The organism is Labrys wisconsinensis (assembly GCF_030814995.1).
Taxonomy (GTDB): Bacteria; Pseudomonadota; Alphaproteobacteria; order Rhizobiales; family Labraceae; genus Labrys; species Labrys wisconsinensis.
The window spans coordinates 133,092-148,482 of record NZ_JAUSVX010000015.1 but is presented as its reverse complement, the minus strand read 5'-3'; the positions used below and the strand labels follow the sequence as shown (position 1 = coordinate 148,482).

Here is a 15,391-nt window from a genome sequence, read left to right as displayed (position 1 = left end):
CCGATTTGATGGACAATCGAGATACCGTCGCGCGTCTCGTCTCGCGCTATTTCCCCGATCACGTGATCGGGGAAATCCTTTCCAAGCGCTGGATCGACAATGCGATCCCCTTCACGGCGCTCGTGCTGACGGTGGTGGTGCTCGGCTCCGTCATCCCGGGGTTCCTCTCCCTTTCCAGCCTCACCGACTTCTCGCGCCAGTTCGCCGAGTTCGGGCTCGTGGTGCTGGCGCTGACGATCGTCATGATCTCGGGCGGCATCGATCTTTCCGTCGCCTCGGTCTTCTCGCTCGCGGTGCTGTTCTCGCTGATCGGCGTCAACGTCTATCAGTGGCCGGTCCCCGCCGTGCTCGCCGCGATCCTCGGCATGGGAATGCTGTGCGGCGCGCTGAACGGCGTGCTCGTCGGCTATCTCAGGCTGCGGGCCTTCCTCACGACGCTCGTCAGCCTCGTGATCTTCCGGTCGGTCTACGAGATCGTCTTCCTGAAGATGTCGACGGCGATGATGTCGGGCTTCGCCGATTCCGATCTCTGGATCTTCATCGGCGAAGGCTCCGTTTTCGGCATTCCTCTCTCCTTCATCATCACCCTCGTCATCGCCGCCGCCTGGCACGTCGTGCTGTCGCGGATGCGGCCGGGATGGCGACTGACCGCCGTCGGCGGTGCACGCCGGTCGGCCCACAATGCCGGCATCAACGTCCGGCTGATGGTGTTCCTCGCCTATGTCGCCTCGGGCACGATGTGCGCGCTCGCGGGTTTCCTGTTCGCCGCGCGGCTCGGCAGCGCGGGCTCGGATACCGGCGTCGGCCTCGAGGTGCAGGCGCTCACCGCCGCGGTCCTCGGCGGCACGGCGATCGGCGGCGGACGCGGCTCGGTCGCCAAGGCGATCATCGGCAGCCTGCTCGTGCTGCTGCTGACGAACGGCCTGATCAACCTGGGCATCAGCGGTCCGGTGACGTCGACCATCCTCGGCGCCGTGCTGCTCGCCGCCGTCTTCGTGGACATGCGATGGCAGAAGCACCGGCACCGGCTTCTCGCCAAGGTCTACGTCTCGCCGGCCTATCTCACCCTGCCGCCGGCGCCGAAGGTCGACGCTCCAGCCTCGCCCTATGCGCTCAACGACCGGCTCCGCGAGGTGGAGATCATCGGCCTCGGGCAGATCGAGGGGCCGGAGGACGTCATCCTCGACCGGGACGACAATCTCTATTGCGGCACCCGGCACGGCGACATCGTCCGCTTCTTCGGTCCCGACCACAAACGGCACGAGGTGTTCGCCCATATCGGCGGCCATCCGCTCGGGATGGCGTTCGACCGGTCGGGCAACCTCCTCGTCTGCATCGGCGGCATGGGACTCTTCCAGGTCGCACCGGACAAGACGGTGACGAAGCTCACGGACGAGACCAACCGAAGCTGGACCTCGATCGTCGACGATTCCCGGCTGCGCCTCGCGGACGATGTCGACGTCGCGCCGGACGGACGCATCTACTTCAGCGAGGCGACCGTCCGCTACGAGCAGGAGGACTGGGCGACGGACGCGCTCGAGAGTCGGGCGAGCGGGCGGATCATCTGCTACGACCCGCGCACCGGCAAGACGCGGACGGAGATCCCGAAGCTCGTCTTCGCGAATGGCGTTGCGATGTGCCGGGATGGCGAATCCTTCCTGTTCGCCGAAAGCTGGACGTGCTCGATCAGCCGCTATTGGTTCGCCGGCCCCAACCAGGGTCGCCGCGAGCGCGTCATCTCCGACCTGCCGGGCTATCCCGACAACATCAACCGTGCGTCCGACGGCAATTACTGGCTGGCGCTCCTCGGCATGCGCGGACCCGCGCTCGACCTCGCCCTCACCATGCCGGGCTTCCGCCGCCGCATGGCGAAGCGGGTGGCGCCGGACCAATGGCTCTATCCGAACATCAACACCGGCTGCGTCGTGAAGTTCAACGAAAAGGGCGAGATCCTCGACAGTCTCTGGGATCTCGGCGGGCTCAACCATCCGATGATCACCTCGATGCGCGAGCATCGCGGCTGGCTCTATCTCGGCGGTGTCTCCAACAATCGCATCGGCCGGTACCGGCTCAAGGACGCGGACCCGAACTGGTGCGCCCAGGACGCGTATTGGGGACCAGCGCCATGATGTCCGCGCTCTATCGCGCCTATGCCACGTTCCGCGGCTTCGACCTCACCGGCAGTTCCGTTCCGCCGATGGACGGACCGCTCCGGCCGAACACCAGGCTCGACGAGGCGCCGGTCGCGCTGACGATCGCCGACGTCGACAATCTCGCGGCGGCCGATGGACCGGACGCGCGTCTCCTGGCTTCCGTCGGCTCGGAGCTCGTCGTTCTGGCGCCCTCCGGAACCGGCGACGGCCTCGTAATCGGCGACCGGACTGACCTCGGGCGGCCGATCACCGCCATGGCGTCAGGCCCCGGCGGGGCACTGGCGGTGGCGGTCGAAGGCGGGATCATGGTCGAGCGCCGCGGAGAGCCTCGACGCCAGCTCCCCGCCGCGGTGCCCGGGGCCTGCGTGACGGCGATGGCTTTCGCCGGTCCGGATACGCTCGTCGCCACGGTGGGCTCGGCAGCCCATCCGGCCGCCGAGTGGAAGCGCGACCTGATGACGAAGGGTGCCACCGGGTCCGTCTGGCGCATCCTGCTCGCAGACGGAACCGCGGCGAAGATCGCCGATGGCCTCTCCTTCCCCTGCGGCATCGCCGTCGCTGGCAAGCGCGTGTTCGTCTCCGAGGCCTGGCGCCATCGCATCCTGCGCCTCGACCTCGACGGCGGCGCGCCCGCGGTCGCGGTCGCGGCCCTGCCGGCCTATCCGGGACGGATCGCGCCGGCCCGCAGCGGCGGCTTCTGGGTGGCGCTGTTCGCGCCGCGCAACCCGCTGGTCGAGTTCGTGCTCGGCGAGGACGCCTATCGCCGCCGCATGGTGGAGACCATCGATCCCGACCACTGGATCGCCCCTTCCCTCCTCGCCGGGCGCAGCTTCCTCGAGCCGATACAAGGCGGAACGCGCAAGAAGCTCAACATGCTGAAGCCGTGGTCGCCGACCTGGTCGGGCGGCCTCGTCGCCCGCTGCGACGGCGATATGCAGGTCCTCGCAAGCTTCCACAGCCGTGCGGACGGCCATGTCCACGGCGTGACTTCGCTCGCCGAGCTCGGCGGGCGGCTCTACGCCGGCGCCAAGGGGGCGGGCAAGATCGTCACGATCGAAGACAAGACGGAGCTCCGTGCCCGATGACCCCACTGATCGAGCTCCGGAACGTCTCGAAGGATTTCCGCGGCGTGCTCGCGGTCGAGAACGTCGACTTCGCCGTCAACCCGGGCGAGATTCACGCAATTCTCGGCGAGAACGGCGCGGGCAAGTCCACCCTCACGAAGATTCTCGCCGGCGTCCACCAGCCGAGCGCCGGCGAGATGCGCATCGAAGGCCGGCCGATCTCGCTGACCTCGCCGTCGGACGCGCTCAACCGCGGCATTGCCATGGTGTTTCAGGAGACGAACCTGGTGCCGGCGATGACGGTCGCCCAGAACATCTATCTCGGTGACGAAAAGCTGTTCAACCGGCTCCGCGGCATCAACATCCAGGCGCAGCGCTATCTCCTCTCGCTCAACTTCTACGTCGACCCCTCCGTGCAGGTCTCCGCTCTCGGCGCCGGCAAGAAGCAGATGGTCGAGATCGCCCGCGCGGTCCACCATCACGCGCGGCTCATCATCTTCGACGAGCCCACGGCGACCCTGACGCCGGAGGAGAAGTTCCACTTCTTCAACCTTGTCCGGCGGCTCAAGGACGATGGCATCGCCATCATCTTCATCAGCCACGCGCTCGAGGAGGCGCTGCATCTCTCCGAGCGCATCACGGTGATGCGCGACGGCAAGATCGTGGCGACCGGCGAGACGGCGGGCTTCGACCGGGAGCGCATCGTCCAGGCGATGGTCGGCCGCAGCTTGTCGGCCGGTCTCCACGATCAGGGAAGCCGCCGCGCCCGGCCGATGGGCCGGCGGGTGCTCAGCGTCGAGAACCTGTCGATGGGCAGCACGGTGCGCAACACCTCGTTCTCGGTGTTCGCGGGGCAGGTCACCGGCATGTTCGGCCTCGTCGGCGCGGGGCGGACCGAAATGATGAAGATCGTCGCCGGCGTCCTGAAGCGCGACTACTTCCACGGCGGCACCGTCCGTTTCGAGGGAAGCCCGGTGCGCTACCGCACCCCGCGGCCGGCGGTGCGAGACGGCATCGTCTACGTCACGGAGGACCGGAAGATCGAAGGGTTCTTCGAGACCATGACGGTCGCGGCGAACATCCAGCTCGGCAAGCTGGCGACCAGCAGCAACCCGTTTTCTGCAGTGACGCCGGAGCAGGCCCGCCGATTGGCCAAGGAGTGGACGACCCGGCTCGGGGTCAAGTCGATCGGCGCCGATCCGCAGGTGATCACGCTGTCCGGCGGCAACCAGCAGAAGGTCGTGTTGTCGAAGGCCCTGATCCAGAATCCGAAGCTCGTCATCCTGGACGAGCCGACCCGCGGCGTCGACGTCGGCACGATCGTCGAGATCCACAATTTCATCAACGAGCTCGCCGACAACGGCATGGCCGTCGTCGTGATCTCGTCCTACCTCCCGGAGATCCTCTCGCTTTCCGACCGGATCCTGGTTGCCCGGCAGGGGCGCATCGTGGAGGAGATGGACATCGCCGAGGCGACGGAGAACCGGATCATGTATGCGGCCGTCCACTGAGGGACTGCCGTTCGATAGACCGGCTCACGGCCGCAGCGTGAGGGAGAGGCTCGCCTACCAGCGGTTCGCCGGCACCACGAAGAGCTGCGCAAGCTGCACGTGCGGCGGCTGCGAGAGCGCGAAGAGAGCGCAGCGCGACACGTCCTCCGGCTCGAGCGCCATGCCGAACCGCTCGAAATAGCGACGGGCCGCCTCCTCATCGCCCCGGTGGCGTGCTGCCACGATGCCCGTTCGGGTCAGACCCGGCAGGATCTCGGTGACCCGCAGCGGCGTCTCGGCGAGCTCGCCGCGCAGGATGTCGGCCAGCATGTGGATGCCCGCCTTGCTGGCGGAATAGGGAGCCTGGTCCGGGACCATGCGGATGGCGCTGATCGAGCTCATGAAGAGGAGGTCGCCGCGGCGGCGCGCGATCATGCCGGGCAGGATCGCCCGCGTGACCCGCATGGTGCCGATCAGGTTGGTATGGACGATGGCGCTCCAATCATCCGCCGAGCCGAGGTCGAAGCGCGTCCGGCCGCCGATATCGTGGCCGGCATTGTTGACGAGGATGTCGATCGCCGAAAAGGCTTCGGGAAGGCCCTCGAGACAGCGGCCGACCGCCGGACCGTCGTCGATATCGAGGGTGAGCGGAAAGGCCGGGGCCCCGAGATCGGCTGCGAGCGCAGCGGCGGCTGCGCCGTCGCGGTCGGCGAGCACCACCTTCGCTCCCGCCGCCAAGAGGTCCCGGGCGATCGCGCGGCCGATGCCGCCGGCGGCGCCGGTGAGAAAGGCCGTCCGGCCGCCCAGCGGCCGGGACGGGTCAGTGCCGGCGGTCTCGGTCGGAGACAGGGCGGGCATGGCGGCTCCGTGACGCGGAAAAGACGGGCAGGTCGAGGCGGCGCCCCCGTCAAGCGCGGATCTCGACCCCGGCCCATTCCTCGACGATGCGGACCATCGAGGTGAAATCCGATTCCGCGCCATAGCGCGCCTTGGTCGCCGCCAGCATCTGGCGGACGAGCGAGCCGGCGACCATGGGCACGCCGAGATTTTCAGCCTCGTCGACGCACATGCGCACATCCTTGTAGGAGAGCCCGGTGGCGAAGCCGAAGTCGAACGTGCCAGTGAGGACGGAGCGTGGGAACTTGTCCTGCGTGGCACTGTTCCGGCCGCTCGAGGCATTGATGATGTCGCACATCACCTGCGGGTTGAGGCCGGCTTTCACGCCCATGGCCAAAGCTTCCGCCGAGAGGAGGATCACGGCGGCGGCGATCATGTTGTTGCCGAGCTTGGCGACCTGCGCCGAACCAGCCTTCTCGCCGCAGAAGAACTGCCGCCCGAAGACCGCCAGCACGGGCTCGATCTCGTCGCAGATGTCCTTCGGGCCGGAGACCATCACGGCGAGCTTGCCGCCGCTCGCGCCGGCGATACCGCCCGAAACCGGCGCATCGACCCAGGCGATGCCGAGCGCGGCCAGTTCATGGGCAACGGCGCTCGCCATCGACGGCCCGGTGGTCGAGAGATCAACGACGATGCGAGCGCCGCCCTTGACCACGCCGTTCGGGCCGAGCACCACGTCGCGGACGATGCCGGGATTGGGCAGGCTGAGGAAGACGATGTCGGCGGCGGTCGCCACGGCCTCGGGTGTCGCCGCAGGCTCGATTCCGGCGTGGCCTGCCTCCGCGATCGCTTCGGCCCGGGTGTCGCATACGACGACGCGATGACCCGCTTCGGCGAGGCGGCGCGCCATGGGGGCACCCATCCGGCCGAGTCCGATGAATCCGAGCGCCCGCGGTTGCATCCTGCTTTCTCCTGTCTGCGATCGTCCGCTCGGCTTGTTCTGTCGCGAGCGTCAGGGTGAGCATTCTAGGATGGACTGTTCGGTCATCGACATCGCCACGGCCGACATAACAGCTTTGTCGTCTTCTGGCGGCGGACACGGACGGCCCTCGTTTCGAAAAAGAGGCCGGTGCCGAATTCTCCGATCGCAAGCTTGCCGCATGCCTGTTCTCGCGCAGTCGGGCCGCGGGTCTGAAGCGTTCGGCGCGCCGGACGAGGAACGCGCGCCCCTATCGGGGCTTTGGCGCGACGTCGAGGCGAACGGCGATCCCCTCCAGTTCCGGTCGCGGCGGCGGGTAGAGTTGCATGACGAGCGGGTCATGGCCCGGCACGATATGGTCGCGGCTCGCGGCGACGGCGCGGAGCCGCTCATAGCCCTCCAGCGTGTCGCCGACATGGAACGTGGTCGTGAAGGGACGGCCGCTGTCCATGTTCTCGTAGTAATGGGTGGTATCGGACGCGAGCACCACCCGGCCGCGCGCCGTGTTGACGCTGACGAACTGCAGGCCGGCGGAATGACCGCCGGTCAGGTGCACCCCGATGCCCGGCGCAAGCTCCGCGTCACCGGCATAGAAGACCACCCGCCCGCCATAGTTGAGCCTGACGACGCCGACCACGTCCTCGACCTCAAAGGCATGTGACAGGAAGGGGTGGCGCATATGTTTGCCGGTGGCATAGGCGAGCTCCGGCTCCTGCAGATGGAACCGCGCCTTGGGGAAGCGCGCGAAATTGCCGACATGGTCGTAGTGCAGGTGCGTGAGGACGACGTCCTCGACCTCCTCGGCGGCCAATCCGAAGAGAGAGAGCGCCTCGACAGGGTCGCGCAAATAACGGCGCTTGCGCCGCTCCGCGACCTCGGCGGTGAAGCCGGTGTCGACGACGAGCCGCCGCCCCTCCCCGAGGATCAGCCAGCAGAAATAGTCCATCGGCATCGGCCCCTCGTGCGGATCGCCACCGATGAAGTTGTCCTGGCGCCGCCCCTCTCGGGTGGCATAGCGGATGGCATAGACCTCGTAGACCGGCAGGTCGGCCATGGTCAGCTCCTGGCCGCCGTGAGGCGCATGACGGCGCCGACATCGCTGGCGCCGTCGAGCCCGTCGACCGCCGCCTCGAGCTCCTGCGCGGGGCCGGCGCCGACGACAGCCGCGGCCGCCGAGCGAAACCGGGTGCGGATGAGATCGACGTCGGCCGGGACCACGTCGGCGAGTCGATGGGACAGCACCCGCCCATCCCTCATCCCGATGCTGACCTCGGCGCCCTGCTTCTGCGGAAAGGCGGCGGTGAAAGCCGGATCGGCCTCGACCTTGATCCTGCCGGCGAGTTCCATCAGCGCGGGATCATCGAGCCGCTTGTAGCTCGACTCGTCGACGGCCCCGCGCAGGAGCGCGCTCGCCACGGCGAAATGGATGCTCATCTTGGCCTGCAGCACGCGAGCATAGGGACCGGCGTGGTCGCAGCCGGGATAGGCCTGCGCCGCCCGCGTCACCTTGACCTCGACGCTGGCGATGTCGGCCGGATCGATCCGCTCGCGACGGGCGAGCGCGATGGCAGCAAGGCAAGGCGTCTGGGCGAAGTTGCAGACCGGCACCGGCTTGAAGAACACCGACAGGATCTCCGGCGCGCCGTCGAACAGGCGGATGTCGGGGGCCTGCCGGTCCGGGCGGTAGGCGGGCAGCAGTCCTGCCTCGCCGTCGAGGGCGCCCTCGGAACCGTGGGCGCCGAGCATGGCGAGCCGGGCAGCCGTGAAGCCGCTGCGCGCGGCGGCGCCGGCCTCGAAGAACATCTCGTCAGCCCCGCTGTGCGGCCACTGGTTCAATCCGCCGGCGAGATTGGCAGCCAGCGACAGGGCGCTCGCCGCCTGCGCCGCATCGAAGCCGAGCGCATGGCTCACGGCAGCGGCGGCGGCCAGCGGGCCGGTGAAGCCCGTCGGACGGAAGGTGCGGGCGAATTCGGGCGTCACGAGCGCGCGCCCGATCCGGCCGCCGACCTCGTAGCCGACGACCGCCGCAGCCGTGAAGGTGCGCCCGTCGATCCTGCGCTCCTGCGCCAGCGCCAGCAGCGGCGGCAGGACGACGATGCCGAGATGGCTGACGCTGCCGGTGTGCATGTCCTCGCGCACGAGGCCGTGGCCCGCGACGGCGTTGGCGAACACCGCATCGCCGGCCGGCACGCCCTGCGGCGTGCCGACGATGGTGCAGGGGCCGGCGCCGGGCGTGGCGAGCAAGGCGGCCTGCCGCGCCCAGGGCAGCGACGAGGCTTCGAACGCGCACGCCAGGAAATCGAGCAGGCAGAGCCGCAGCTTCTCGCCGGCGGCCTCGGGCATCGTCTCCGCCGATGTCCCTGCAACGGCTTCGCCGAGCCGCACCGCGAGCGGGCGATCGGCACTGGTTCGCGCGTCGGCGCGCAAGGCGGCAGGGGTCATCGGCACCTCCCAGGTGGCATTGTTGGCCCCGTCGCGCGGTCGGCAGGGCGGCGTGTTCGAGGCGGCCCGTGGCCGCTCAGCTTTTCCCGCGCAGGATCGAATGGACTTCGTCGCGGATGAGACGCGCGACCAGGCGCGTCGCGACGCTCATCGGACGCTGCGTCGATGTGGCCAGAAGCAGCTCGCGCCAGAGCGTGGGCTCCGTGAGGGACCAGCGGCGGATGCGTCCGGCACCGATGAGGTGCGTGACCGCCCCCTCGGACAGGACGGTGTAGCCGATACCGCGCTCGACCAGGCTCAGCGTCGAGGGCATCGCGTCGACCTCGAACTCGACCATGGCGGACAGGCCGAGCTTTTCGAGCTCGTGATCGATGAGCACGCGCAGCCCGTGCGGCCGCGCCGGCAGGATCATCGGAATTTCGGCGATCTTGGCGGCCGGAACGGTTTCGCCGCCGAGACCCGCGGGATCGTCGATGGGCCCGAGCAGGATCAGCTCGTCGGTGAACAGCGGCTCGGTGGTGAGGCTCGGCCGGCGTGGTGCCTGGTAGACGATGCCGATATCGATGCGGCCGGTGGAGAGCCATTCCGCGACGTGGCCGGAAAAGCCCTCGGCCATGTGCAGCAGGATGTTCGGGAAGGCTTCGCGGCAGCGCAACACCAGAGGGCCAGTGAGCATCCAGCCGATCGAGGGCGGCATGGCGATGGCAACGCGGCCGCGCGGCTCGGAGCGGAGCGTGCTGATCTCCGACTGCGCCTGGCCGACGAGGTCCACGACGCTGCGCGCATAGGCTTCGAGGAGCTTGCCAGCCTCGGAGAGCACGACACCGCGCCCGTTGCGATAGAGCAGCTCGACGCCGAGCTCGTTCTCCAGCAGCTTGACGTGGCGGCTGAGCATGGGCTGGTCGACGGACAGCCGCACGGCAGCCTTCGAGAAACTTCCCGCCTCGGCGACGCCCAGGAAATAGCTGAGCTGCTTCAATTCCATCGCAGGTGGCCTCAGCCCGGCGGCGCCCGCTTTTTGAGCCGTTGTCGAGGAAACGTTATCAACCATGGCCTTGGCCTGCAACAATGCCGGCTAGCGTTGGACGAAGGGGTTGGGCACTTCTCCGACCGTATCGATCCAAATGCTCTTCTCCTGCAGATATTCGCGGATCGCGGTCAGGCCGCTCTCGCGCCCGATGCCGGAACGCTTGTAGCCTCCGAACGGGGAGAGATAGCTGGTCGCCCGGTAGGTATTGACCCAGACCGTGCCGGCTTCGAGCCGATGCGAGAGATGGAAGGCCGTCCGCATGCTCTGGGTCCAGACGCCGGCGGCGAGGCCGTACTGGGTGTCGTTGGCGATGGCGATCGCCTCCTCCTCGTCGTCGAAGGGGATGACCGAGAGGACCGGCCCGAACACCTCCTCCCGGGCAATGCGCATGGCCGGATTGACGCCGGCGAAGACCGTGGGCTCGACGAACCAGCCGGCGCCGCATTCGGGCCGCGTCGCCGGGCCGCCGCCGAGGACGGCGGTCGCGCCTTCGCCCTTCGCGATTTCGATATAGTCGAGGATCTTCCGGTATTGCGGCCGCGTGGTGATGGGGCCGACCTGCGTGGTGTCGAGCAGCGGATCGCCCATCCGCGCCGTCCGCCCCAGGGCGACGAGCTTCTCGACGAACTGGTCGTGGATCGACCGGTGGACGAGCGCGCGCGAGCCCGCGATGCAGGTCTGCCCGGTCGCGGCGAAGATGCCGGAGACGACGCCGCGCACCGCATTGTCGAGCTGCGCATCGGCGAACACGATGTTGGCGGATTTGCCGCCGAGCTCGAGCGTGACGGGCTTGATCGAGCGCGCCGCGAGCTCATAGACGCTCTGGCCGGTGCGATCGCCGCCGGTGAACGCCACCTTGGCGACCTGCGGGTGACCCACCAGGCTCTCGCCGATCTCGGAGCCGAAACCGGTCACGATATTGACGACGCCCGGGGGGAAGCCGGCCTCGGCGAAGAGGCGCCCGAACATCAGAGCGGAGACCGAGGAAAACTCCGACGGCTTCCAGACGACGGTGTTGCCGGCCGCGAGCGCCGGCGCCAGCTTCCAGGTCGCCAGCATCAGCGGCGAGTTCCACGGGGTGATGGCGGCGACGACGCCGAGCGGCTCCTCGCGCGTGAAGTTCACCATGCCCGGCTTGTCGATCGGGATGACCCGGCCTTCGATCTTGTCGGCCAAGCCACCGAAATAGTGGAACCATTGCGGGATGTAGCGCAGCTGCGCCCGCATCTCGGTGATGAGCTTGCCGTTGTCGCGCGTCTCGATCTCAGCCAGCCGGTCGGCCTCCCTGGTGATCAGGTCGGCGAGGCGGCGCAGGAGATGGCCGCGCGCGGTCGGGGTGAGGCCGCCCCAGCTCGGATCGCGGAACGCCTTGCGCGCCGCCTTGACGGCGCGGTCGACATCCTCCGGCGCGGCTCGCGGCACCTCGGCCCAGGCGGCTCCGAGAAAGGGATTCTCGGATTCGAAGGTTGCGCCACCGGTCGCCTCGACCCATTCGCCGCCGATCAGCATGCGGTGGCGGTCGATCGTCGGTACGGCGGGAGAGGCAGTGGCGGTCATCGGATCAAGCGTCCTTGTCGAGTTCCGCGAAAGCTTCACGGGCGATGCGGAACGAATCGACCCCGGCCGGCACGCCGGCATAGATCGCGACCTGCAGGAAGATCTCGCGGATCTCGTCCTTGGTGAGGCCATTCCTCAGCGCGCCCTTCACGTGCATCTTGAGCTCGTGCGGGCGGTTGAGGCAGCTGATCATGCCGAGATTGAGCATGGAGCGGTCCCTGGGCGACAGGCCGTCGCGGCCCCAGACGGCACCCCAGCAATATTCCGTCACCAGCTCCTGCATCGGCCTGTTGAAGTCGTCGGCCGAGGCGAACGACTTCTCGACGAATTCGGCGCCCAGCACCTTCTTGCGGATGGCGAGGCCGCGATCGAAGACTTCCTTGTCCATGACAACTCCACAGTCTGAGCAGCCGATCAGGGCGGCCGCGGGTGAAACGCCAAGCAGGTTCTCTCGAACCTGCTTACACTTGGTTGTTTGAGCAGCATTGATTTTGCATGGAAAATGCAAAATCAAGTCGTGGCCGAAGCCACGAGAAGCTGCTTAGGCCTGTCCGTCAGCCCTTGACCTCGACGTTGGCCCATTCCTCGACCACCCGGGTGATCGAGGTGAAGTCCGAGGTGGGGCCGAACCTGGCGTTGGTGACGGCCAGCATCTGCCGCACGGCGGCGCCGACGATCATCGGCACGCCGAGGGACTCGGCCTCGTCGACGCAGAGGCGGACGTCCTTGTAGGAGAGGCCGGTGGCGAAGCCGAAGTCGAAGGTGCGCGGCAGCACCGAGCGCGGGAACTTGTCCTGGGTGGCGCTGTTGCGGCCGCTTCCGGCATTGATGATGTCGAGCATCACCTTCGGGTCGATGCCGGCCTTGACCCCCATCACCAGCGCCTCCGACGACACCACCATCGCGGCGGCAGCGAGGAGATTGTTGCCGAGCTTGGCGACCTGGCCGAGGCCGGCCTTCTCCCCGACGAAGAAGACCTTGCCGAACACCGCGAGCAGCGGCTCGACCAGCTCGAACGAAGCGCGCGGGCCCGAAGCCATCACCGCCAGCGTGCCATTCCTGGCACCGGCAATGCCGCCCGACACGGGCGCATCCACCCAGGCTATGCCGCGCTCCATGAGGTCCTTCGACACGCGGCCGGCCATGCTGGGGCCGCTCGTCGACAGGTCGACGACGGTTTTGACCCGGCTGCCATTGCCGATGCCGTTGAGGACGACGGACTGGACGATATCGGGCGTGGGCAGGCTGACGAAGACGATGTCTGCGGCGTGACCGATCGCCTCCGGGGAGGCGGCGATCGCGGCGCCGGCGCTCTCGACGGGAGCGACAGCCTCGGCATTCGCGTCGAAGACGGTCAGGCGATGACCCGCATCGATCAGCCTGCGGCTCATCGGCCCGCCCATGCGCCCCAGCCCTACAAATCCGATCACCTGGGTCATGCGGCGCAGCCTCTCTCCGTCCCGTTGCCGGGTCATTCGCACTATCCGCAGACCCTAGCCCAGTTCCCGCAGCCGCCGTTATCGGTGGCCCGGACATAACAGAAATGTCAGGCGGGCCGCTCAGGCGACCCGGCTCGCCTCGTCGGCCGCCAGCGCGATTTCGACGACATGCAGGCCGGCGGCGGTCCTGCGCGAGGGGAACAGGGTCTTGAGCCGGTCCTCATGCACCGGGATGACCCGCCTTGGCTCCCCGCCGACGGCCCGCAGCATCTCGGCACTTGTGAAGATCAGATTGGTCTGGCTGCCGACTGCGAGGCCGATCGGCACGATCTGCGGCTCGGCGGGTTCGAGGCCGGTGAGGTTGTCGTAGGTGTAGAGGAGGTCGCCGGCGAGGATCCAGCTGTCCTGGCTCTCGGGGGCGCCGTCGTTGCGCACCGTGACATACATCGAGCCATAGGTGTGGGTGTCGGCGGCGAGATGCACGTCGATGCCGGGCAGCACGTCCTCCCGATCCCCGTCGATCAGCACCATGCGCCCCTCCTGCGCGAGGCGCGTCGCCTTGACGATGTCGGCCGGATCGGCCGCGCCGACGAGAAAGCGAAACTCGGGTCCGAGCGCCAGGGCCCAGATCCATTTGTCGAGCTCGCGCTTCTGCAGATAGAACGTGGCGTTGGGGAAGAGGTCGAGCCCGCCCATGTGATCGAAATGGGCATGGGTGATGAACACGGTGGTGACGTCTTCCGGCCTCACGCCGCATTCGGCCAGCACCTCGTGCGCCGGATGCCAATTGGACACGCCATAGAGGTCGGCGAGGTATTTGCCGTATTCCTTATGGTCGTAGCCCGTGTCGACGAGAATGACTTCGCCCTTGCCTTTGATCAGAACATAGGCATAGGGCAGATTTCGGACACCCTGATATTGCGGGCCGTAGAGCATGACGCTCTGTGGAAACTTGGCGACTGCGGCATAGTCCAGCACCCAGATCGAATAGTCGGCCATTCCTTGCTCCCGTTCTGATCGGTGCTAATCGACACGATGCGTTACCAGGGCTGCCGGCGCGTGCATGGCGCAGCAGGCCTGGGTGAGGTCGACCATCTCGAAGCCCGGCAGCAGGCGTCCCGCCGCGCGGATATGCCGCTCGGCCTCTTCGACGGCCGCGAAGAACAGCGTGTCGGCGCCGGTTCCCGTTGCGTAGCCCGCGGCGAGCGCCCGTTCCAGCGCCGTGGCGGCGCCCATGAGATGATGGTGGTGGTGCGCCGCCGGATCGGGCGCGCGGAGAGCCGCGAGGCCGGCGGTGTGATCACCCAGCGTGTCGCGGGCGCGGTCGAGGGGGGTGATATCGAGGGCCAAGGCTCGCGTGCGTGTCGCGCGATAGAGGGCGAAGGCGGCGAGCTGGATCACCGCCTCGCGCAGCGCGGCATGAAGCGGCCTTGCGGCAAGCACATAGGCCAGCACGGGATCGGACGGGCTCACGGGCGCGTCCCGCATCCGGCCGCACGCGCCACGGCGGGCGCCGAGATCGCTTTGCCTCGGGTCACTGCGTTCCCACCCCGTGCGGTCCCGCCGATGGCGCACCGCACTCTTGTCGCGAGCCGAACAGCTCCAGGACCGCAGTCTAGCAAGGGCAACCGCCGCGCCCGCCAGACCACGGACGACATAACAGCTATCGGAAATGTCAGCCGAGATAGCGGTTGAGGATCGACATGCCGCCATGGCGCACGGCCTCGGGCGTCATCTCCTCGACGATCTCGCCATGGCTCATCACGTAGAGGCGGTCGCAGACGCGCGTCGCAACGTCGATGCGCTGCTCGACGAGCAGCAGCGAGGCGCCGCGCCGGCGCAGCTCGATCAAAGCCTTCGCCACGATGTCGACCGCAACGGGCGAAAGCGCGACGGAGGGCTCGTCGAGCAGCATTACCGCCGGGTCGCTCATCAGCATGCGGCCGATCGAGACCATCTGCTGCTCACCGCCGCTGAGGAAGGATGAGAGCCGGGTCCTGTAGCCCCTCAGCACCGGGAAGAGGTCGTAGACGCCCTCCAGCAGCGTCCGCACCCTGCTCCGGTCGCGCCGCAGATGCAGGGCGCCGAGGATCAGATTGTCCTCGACCGACTGATCGAGGAACAGGCGCCGGCCCTCCGGGGCGATCGCCGCGAAGCCTCGCGCGATGCGGTGCGCGGGCAATGCCGATATGTCCCTGTCCCCGACGCGGATGGTGCCGCGACGCTGCTTGATCATGCCCATGACGGCGCGGAGCACGGTCGTCTTGCCGGCGCCGTTCGGGCCGAGCAGGGCCACGGCCTCGCCCTTGCCGACGGTCAGCGCCACGTTGCGGACCACGTCGAAGCGACCATAGCCGGCGCTCAGCGCCTCGACCTCGAGGATGACGGGGGATTGCATGG

At 68.1% G+C, this 15,391-nt stretch carries 13 protein-coding genes and 1 pseudogene; 3 read left to right on the top strand and 11 right to left on the bottom strand.

Annotation, left to right across the window (positions count from 1 at the left end; all coding sequences use genetic code 11):
• Window positions 1–8: 8 nt before the first annotated feature.
• From QO011_RS31235 to QO011_RS31225, 3 genes are read left to right on the top strand one after another with little or no spacing between them, the layout of a single operon-like run.
• A complete protein-coding gene (locus tag QO011_RS31235) occupies window positions 9–2,129 on the top strand; it encodes an ABC transporter permease (RefSeq protein ID WP_307281236.1) in 2,121 nt (706 codons plus the stop codon).
• Window positions 2,126–3,238, top strand: a complete 1,113-nt coding sequence (locus QO011_RS31230; RefSeq protein WP_307281234.1) for a hypothetical protein — start codon at window positions 2,126–2,128, stop codon at window positions 3,236–3,238. The genes QO011_RS31235 and QO011_RS31230 overlap by 4 nt, the downstream gene beginning before the upstream one ends.
• Complete coding sequence (locus QO011_RS31225; RefSeq protein WP_307281233.1) at window positions 3,235–4,728, top strand: sugar ABC transporter ATP-binding protein; 1,494 nt, start codon at window positions 3,235–3,237, stop codon at window positions 4,726–4,728. The genes QO011_RS31230 and QO011_RS31225 overlap by 4 nt, the downstream gene beginning before the upstream one ends.
• Before the next feature lie 54 nt (window positions 4,729–4,782).
• On the opposite strand, the gene QO011_RS31220 is transcribed toward QO011_RS31225, so the two are convergent.
• From QO011_RS31220 to QO011_RS31165, 11 genes and pseudogenes are all read right to left on the bottom strand, one after another.
• Window positions 4,783–5,565, bottom strand: coding sequence for an SDR family oxidoreductase (locus QO011_RS31220; RefSeq protein ID WP_307281231.1), 783 nt, complete (start codon window positions 5,563–5,565; stop codon window positions 4,783–4,785).
• A gap of 49 nt (window positions 5,566–5,614) precedes the next feature.
• Window positions 5,615–6,520, bottom strand: a pseudogene (locus QO011_RS42590) (NAD(P)-dependent oxidoreductase); the annotation flags it as partial.
• Between the two features lie 253 nt (window positions 6,521–6,773).
• Window positions 6,774–7,577, bottom strand: a complete 804-nt coding sequence (locus tag QO011_RS31205) for an N-acyl homoserine lactonase family protein (RefSeq protein WP_307281228.1) — start codon at window positions 7,575–7,577, stop codon at window positions 6,774–6,776.
• Window positions 7,578–7,579: 2 nt separating this feature from the next.
• The gene (locus tag QO011_RS31200) at window positions 7,580–8,965 is read right to left on the bottom strand and encodes an MmgE/PrpD family protein (protein WP_307281226.1); all 1,386 of its coding nucleotides are present in this window, start codon (window positions 8,963–8,965) and stop codon (window positions 7,580–7,582) included.
• Between the two features lie 76 nt (window positions 8,966–9,041).
• Window positions 9,042–10,031 (bottom strand): LysR substrate-binding domain-containing protein, encoded by a 990-nt coding sequence (locus QO011_RS31195; protein WP_307281224.1) that lies wholly within the window; start codon window positions 10,029–10,031, stop codon window positions 9,042–9,044.
• A 9-nt stretch (window positions 10,032–10,040) separates the two neighbouring features.
• Complete coding sequence (locus QO011_RS31190; RefSeq protein WP_307281221.1) at window positions 10,041–11,552, bottom strand: aldehyde dehydrogenase; 1,512 nt, start codon at window positions 11,550–11,552, stop codon at window positions 10,041–10,043.
• Between the two features lie 4 nt (window positions 11,553–11,556).
• Window positions 11,557–11,940 (bottom strand): carboxymuconolactone decarboxylase family protein, encoded by a 384-nt coding sequence (locus QO011_RS31185; protein ID WP_307281219.1) that lies wholly within the window; start codon window positions 11,938–11,940, stop codon window positions 11,557–11,559.
• A gap of 166 nt (window positions 11,941–12,106) precedes the next feature.
• Entirely contained in the window at window positions 12,107–12,991 is an 885-nt protein-coding gene (locus QO011_RS31180; protein WP_307281218.1) for an NAD(P)-dependent oxidoreductase, read from the bottom strand.
• A gap of 120 nt (window positions 12,992–13,111) precedes the next feature.
• Window positions 13,112–13,990 (bottom strand): N-acyl homoserine lactonase family protein, encoded by an 879-nt coding sequence (locus QO011_RS31175; RefSeq protein WP_307281215.1) that lies wholly within the window; start codon window positions 13,988–13,990, stop codon window positions 13,112–13,114.
• 24 nt (window positions 13,991–14,014) lie between these two features.
• On the bottom strand, window positions 14,015–14,464 hold the full coding sequence (locus QO011_RS31170) for a hypothetical protein (protein ID WP_307281214.1): 450 nt from the start codon (window positions 14,462–14,464) through the stop codon (window positions 14,015–14,017).
• A gap of 202 nt (window positions 14,465–14,666) precedes the next feature.
• Window positions 14,667–15,389: an ABC transporter ATP-binding protein gene (locus QO011_RS31165; protein WP_307281213.1), complete on the bottom strand. Its 723-nt coding sequence runs from the start codon at window positions 15,387–15,389 to the stop codon at window positions 14,667–14,669.
• Window positions 15,390–15,391 lie beyond the last annotated feature (2 nt).

Coding starts and splice junctions, on each gene's coding strand:
- QO011_RS31235 (WP_307281236.1), top strand. CDS start 9: ATGGACAATCGAGATACCGTCGCGCGTCTCGTCTCGCGCTATTTCCCC.
- QO011_RS31230 (WP_307281234.1), top strand. CDS start 2,126: ATGATGTCCGCGCTCTATCGCGCCTATGCCACGTTCCGCGGCTTCGAC.
- QO011_RS31225 (WP_307281233.1), top strand. CDS start 3,235: ATGACCCCACTGATCGAGCTCCGGAACGTCTCGAAGGATTTCCGCGGC.
- QO011_RS31220 (WP_307281231.1), bottom strand. CDS start 5,565: ATGCCCGCCCTGTCTCCGACCGAGACCGCCGGCACTGACCCGTCCCGG.
- QO011_RS31205 (WP_307281228.1), bottom strand. CDS start 7,577: ATGGCCGACCTGCCGGTCTACGAGGTCTATGCCATCCGCTATGCCACC.
- QO011_RS31200 (WP_307281226.1), bottom strand. CDS start 8,965: ATGACCCCTGCCGCCTTGCGCGCCGACGCGCGAACCAGTGCCGATCGC.
- QO011_RS31190 (WP_307281221.1), bottom strand. CDS start 11,552: ATGACCGCCACTGCCTCTCCCGCCGTACCGACGATCGACCGCCACCGC.
- QO011_RS31185 (WP_307281219.1), bottom strand. CDS start 11,940: ATGGACAAGGAAGTCTTCGATCGCGGCCTCGCCATCCGCAAGAAGGTG.
- QO011_RS31180 (WP_307281218.1), bottom strand. CDS start 12,991: ATGACCCAGGTGATCGGATTTGTAGGGCTGGGGCGCATGGGCGGGCCG.
- QO011_RS31175 (WP_307281215.1), bottom strand. CDS start 13,990: ATGGCCGACTATTCGATCTGGGTGCTGGACTATGCCGCAGTCGCCAAG.
- QO011_RS31165 (WP_307281213.1), bottom strand. CDS start 15,389: ATGCAATCCCCCGTCATCCTCGAGGTCGAGGCGCTGAGCGCCGGCTAT.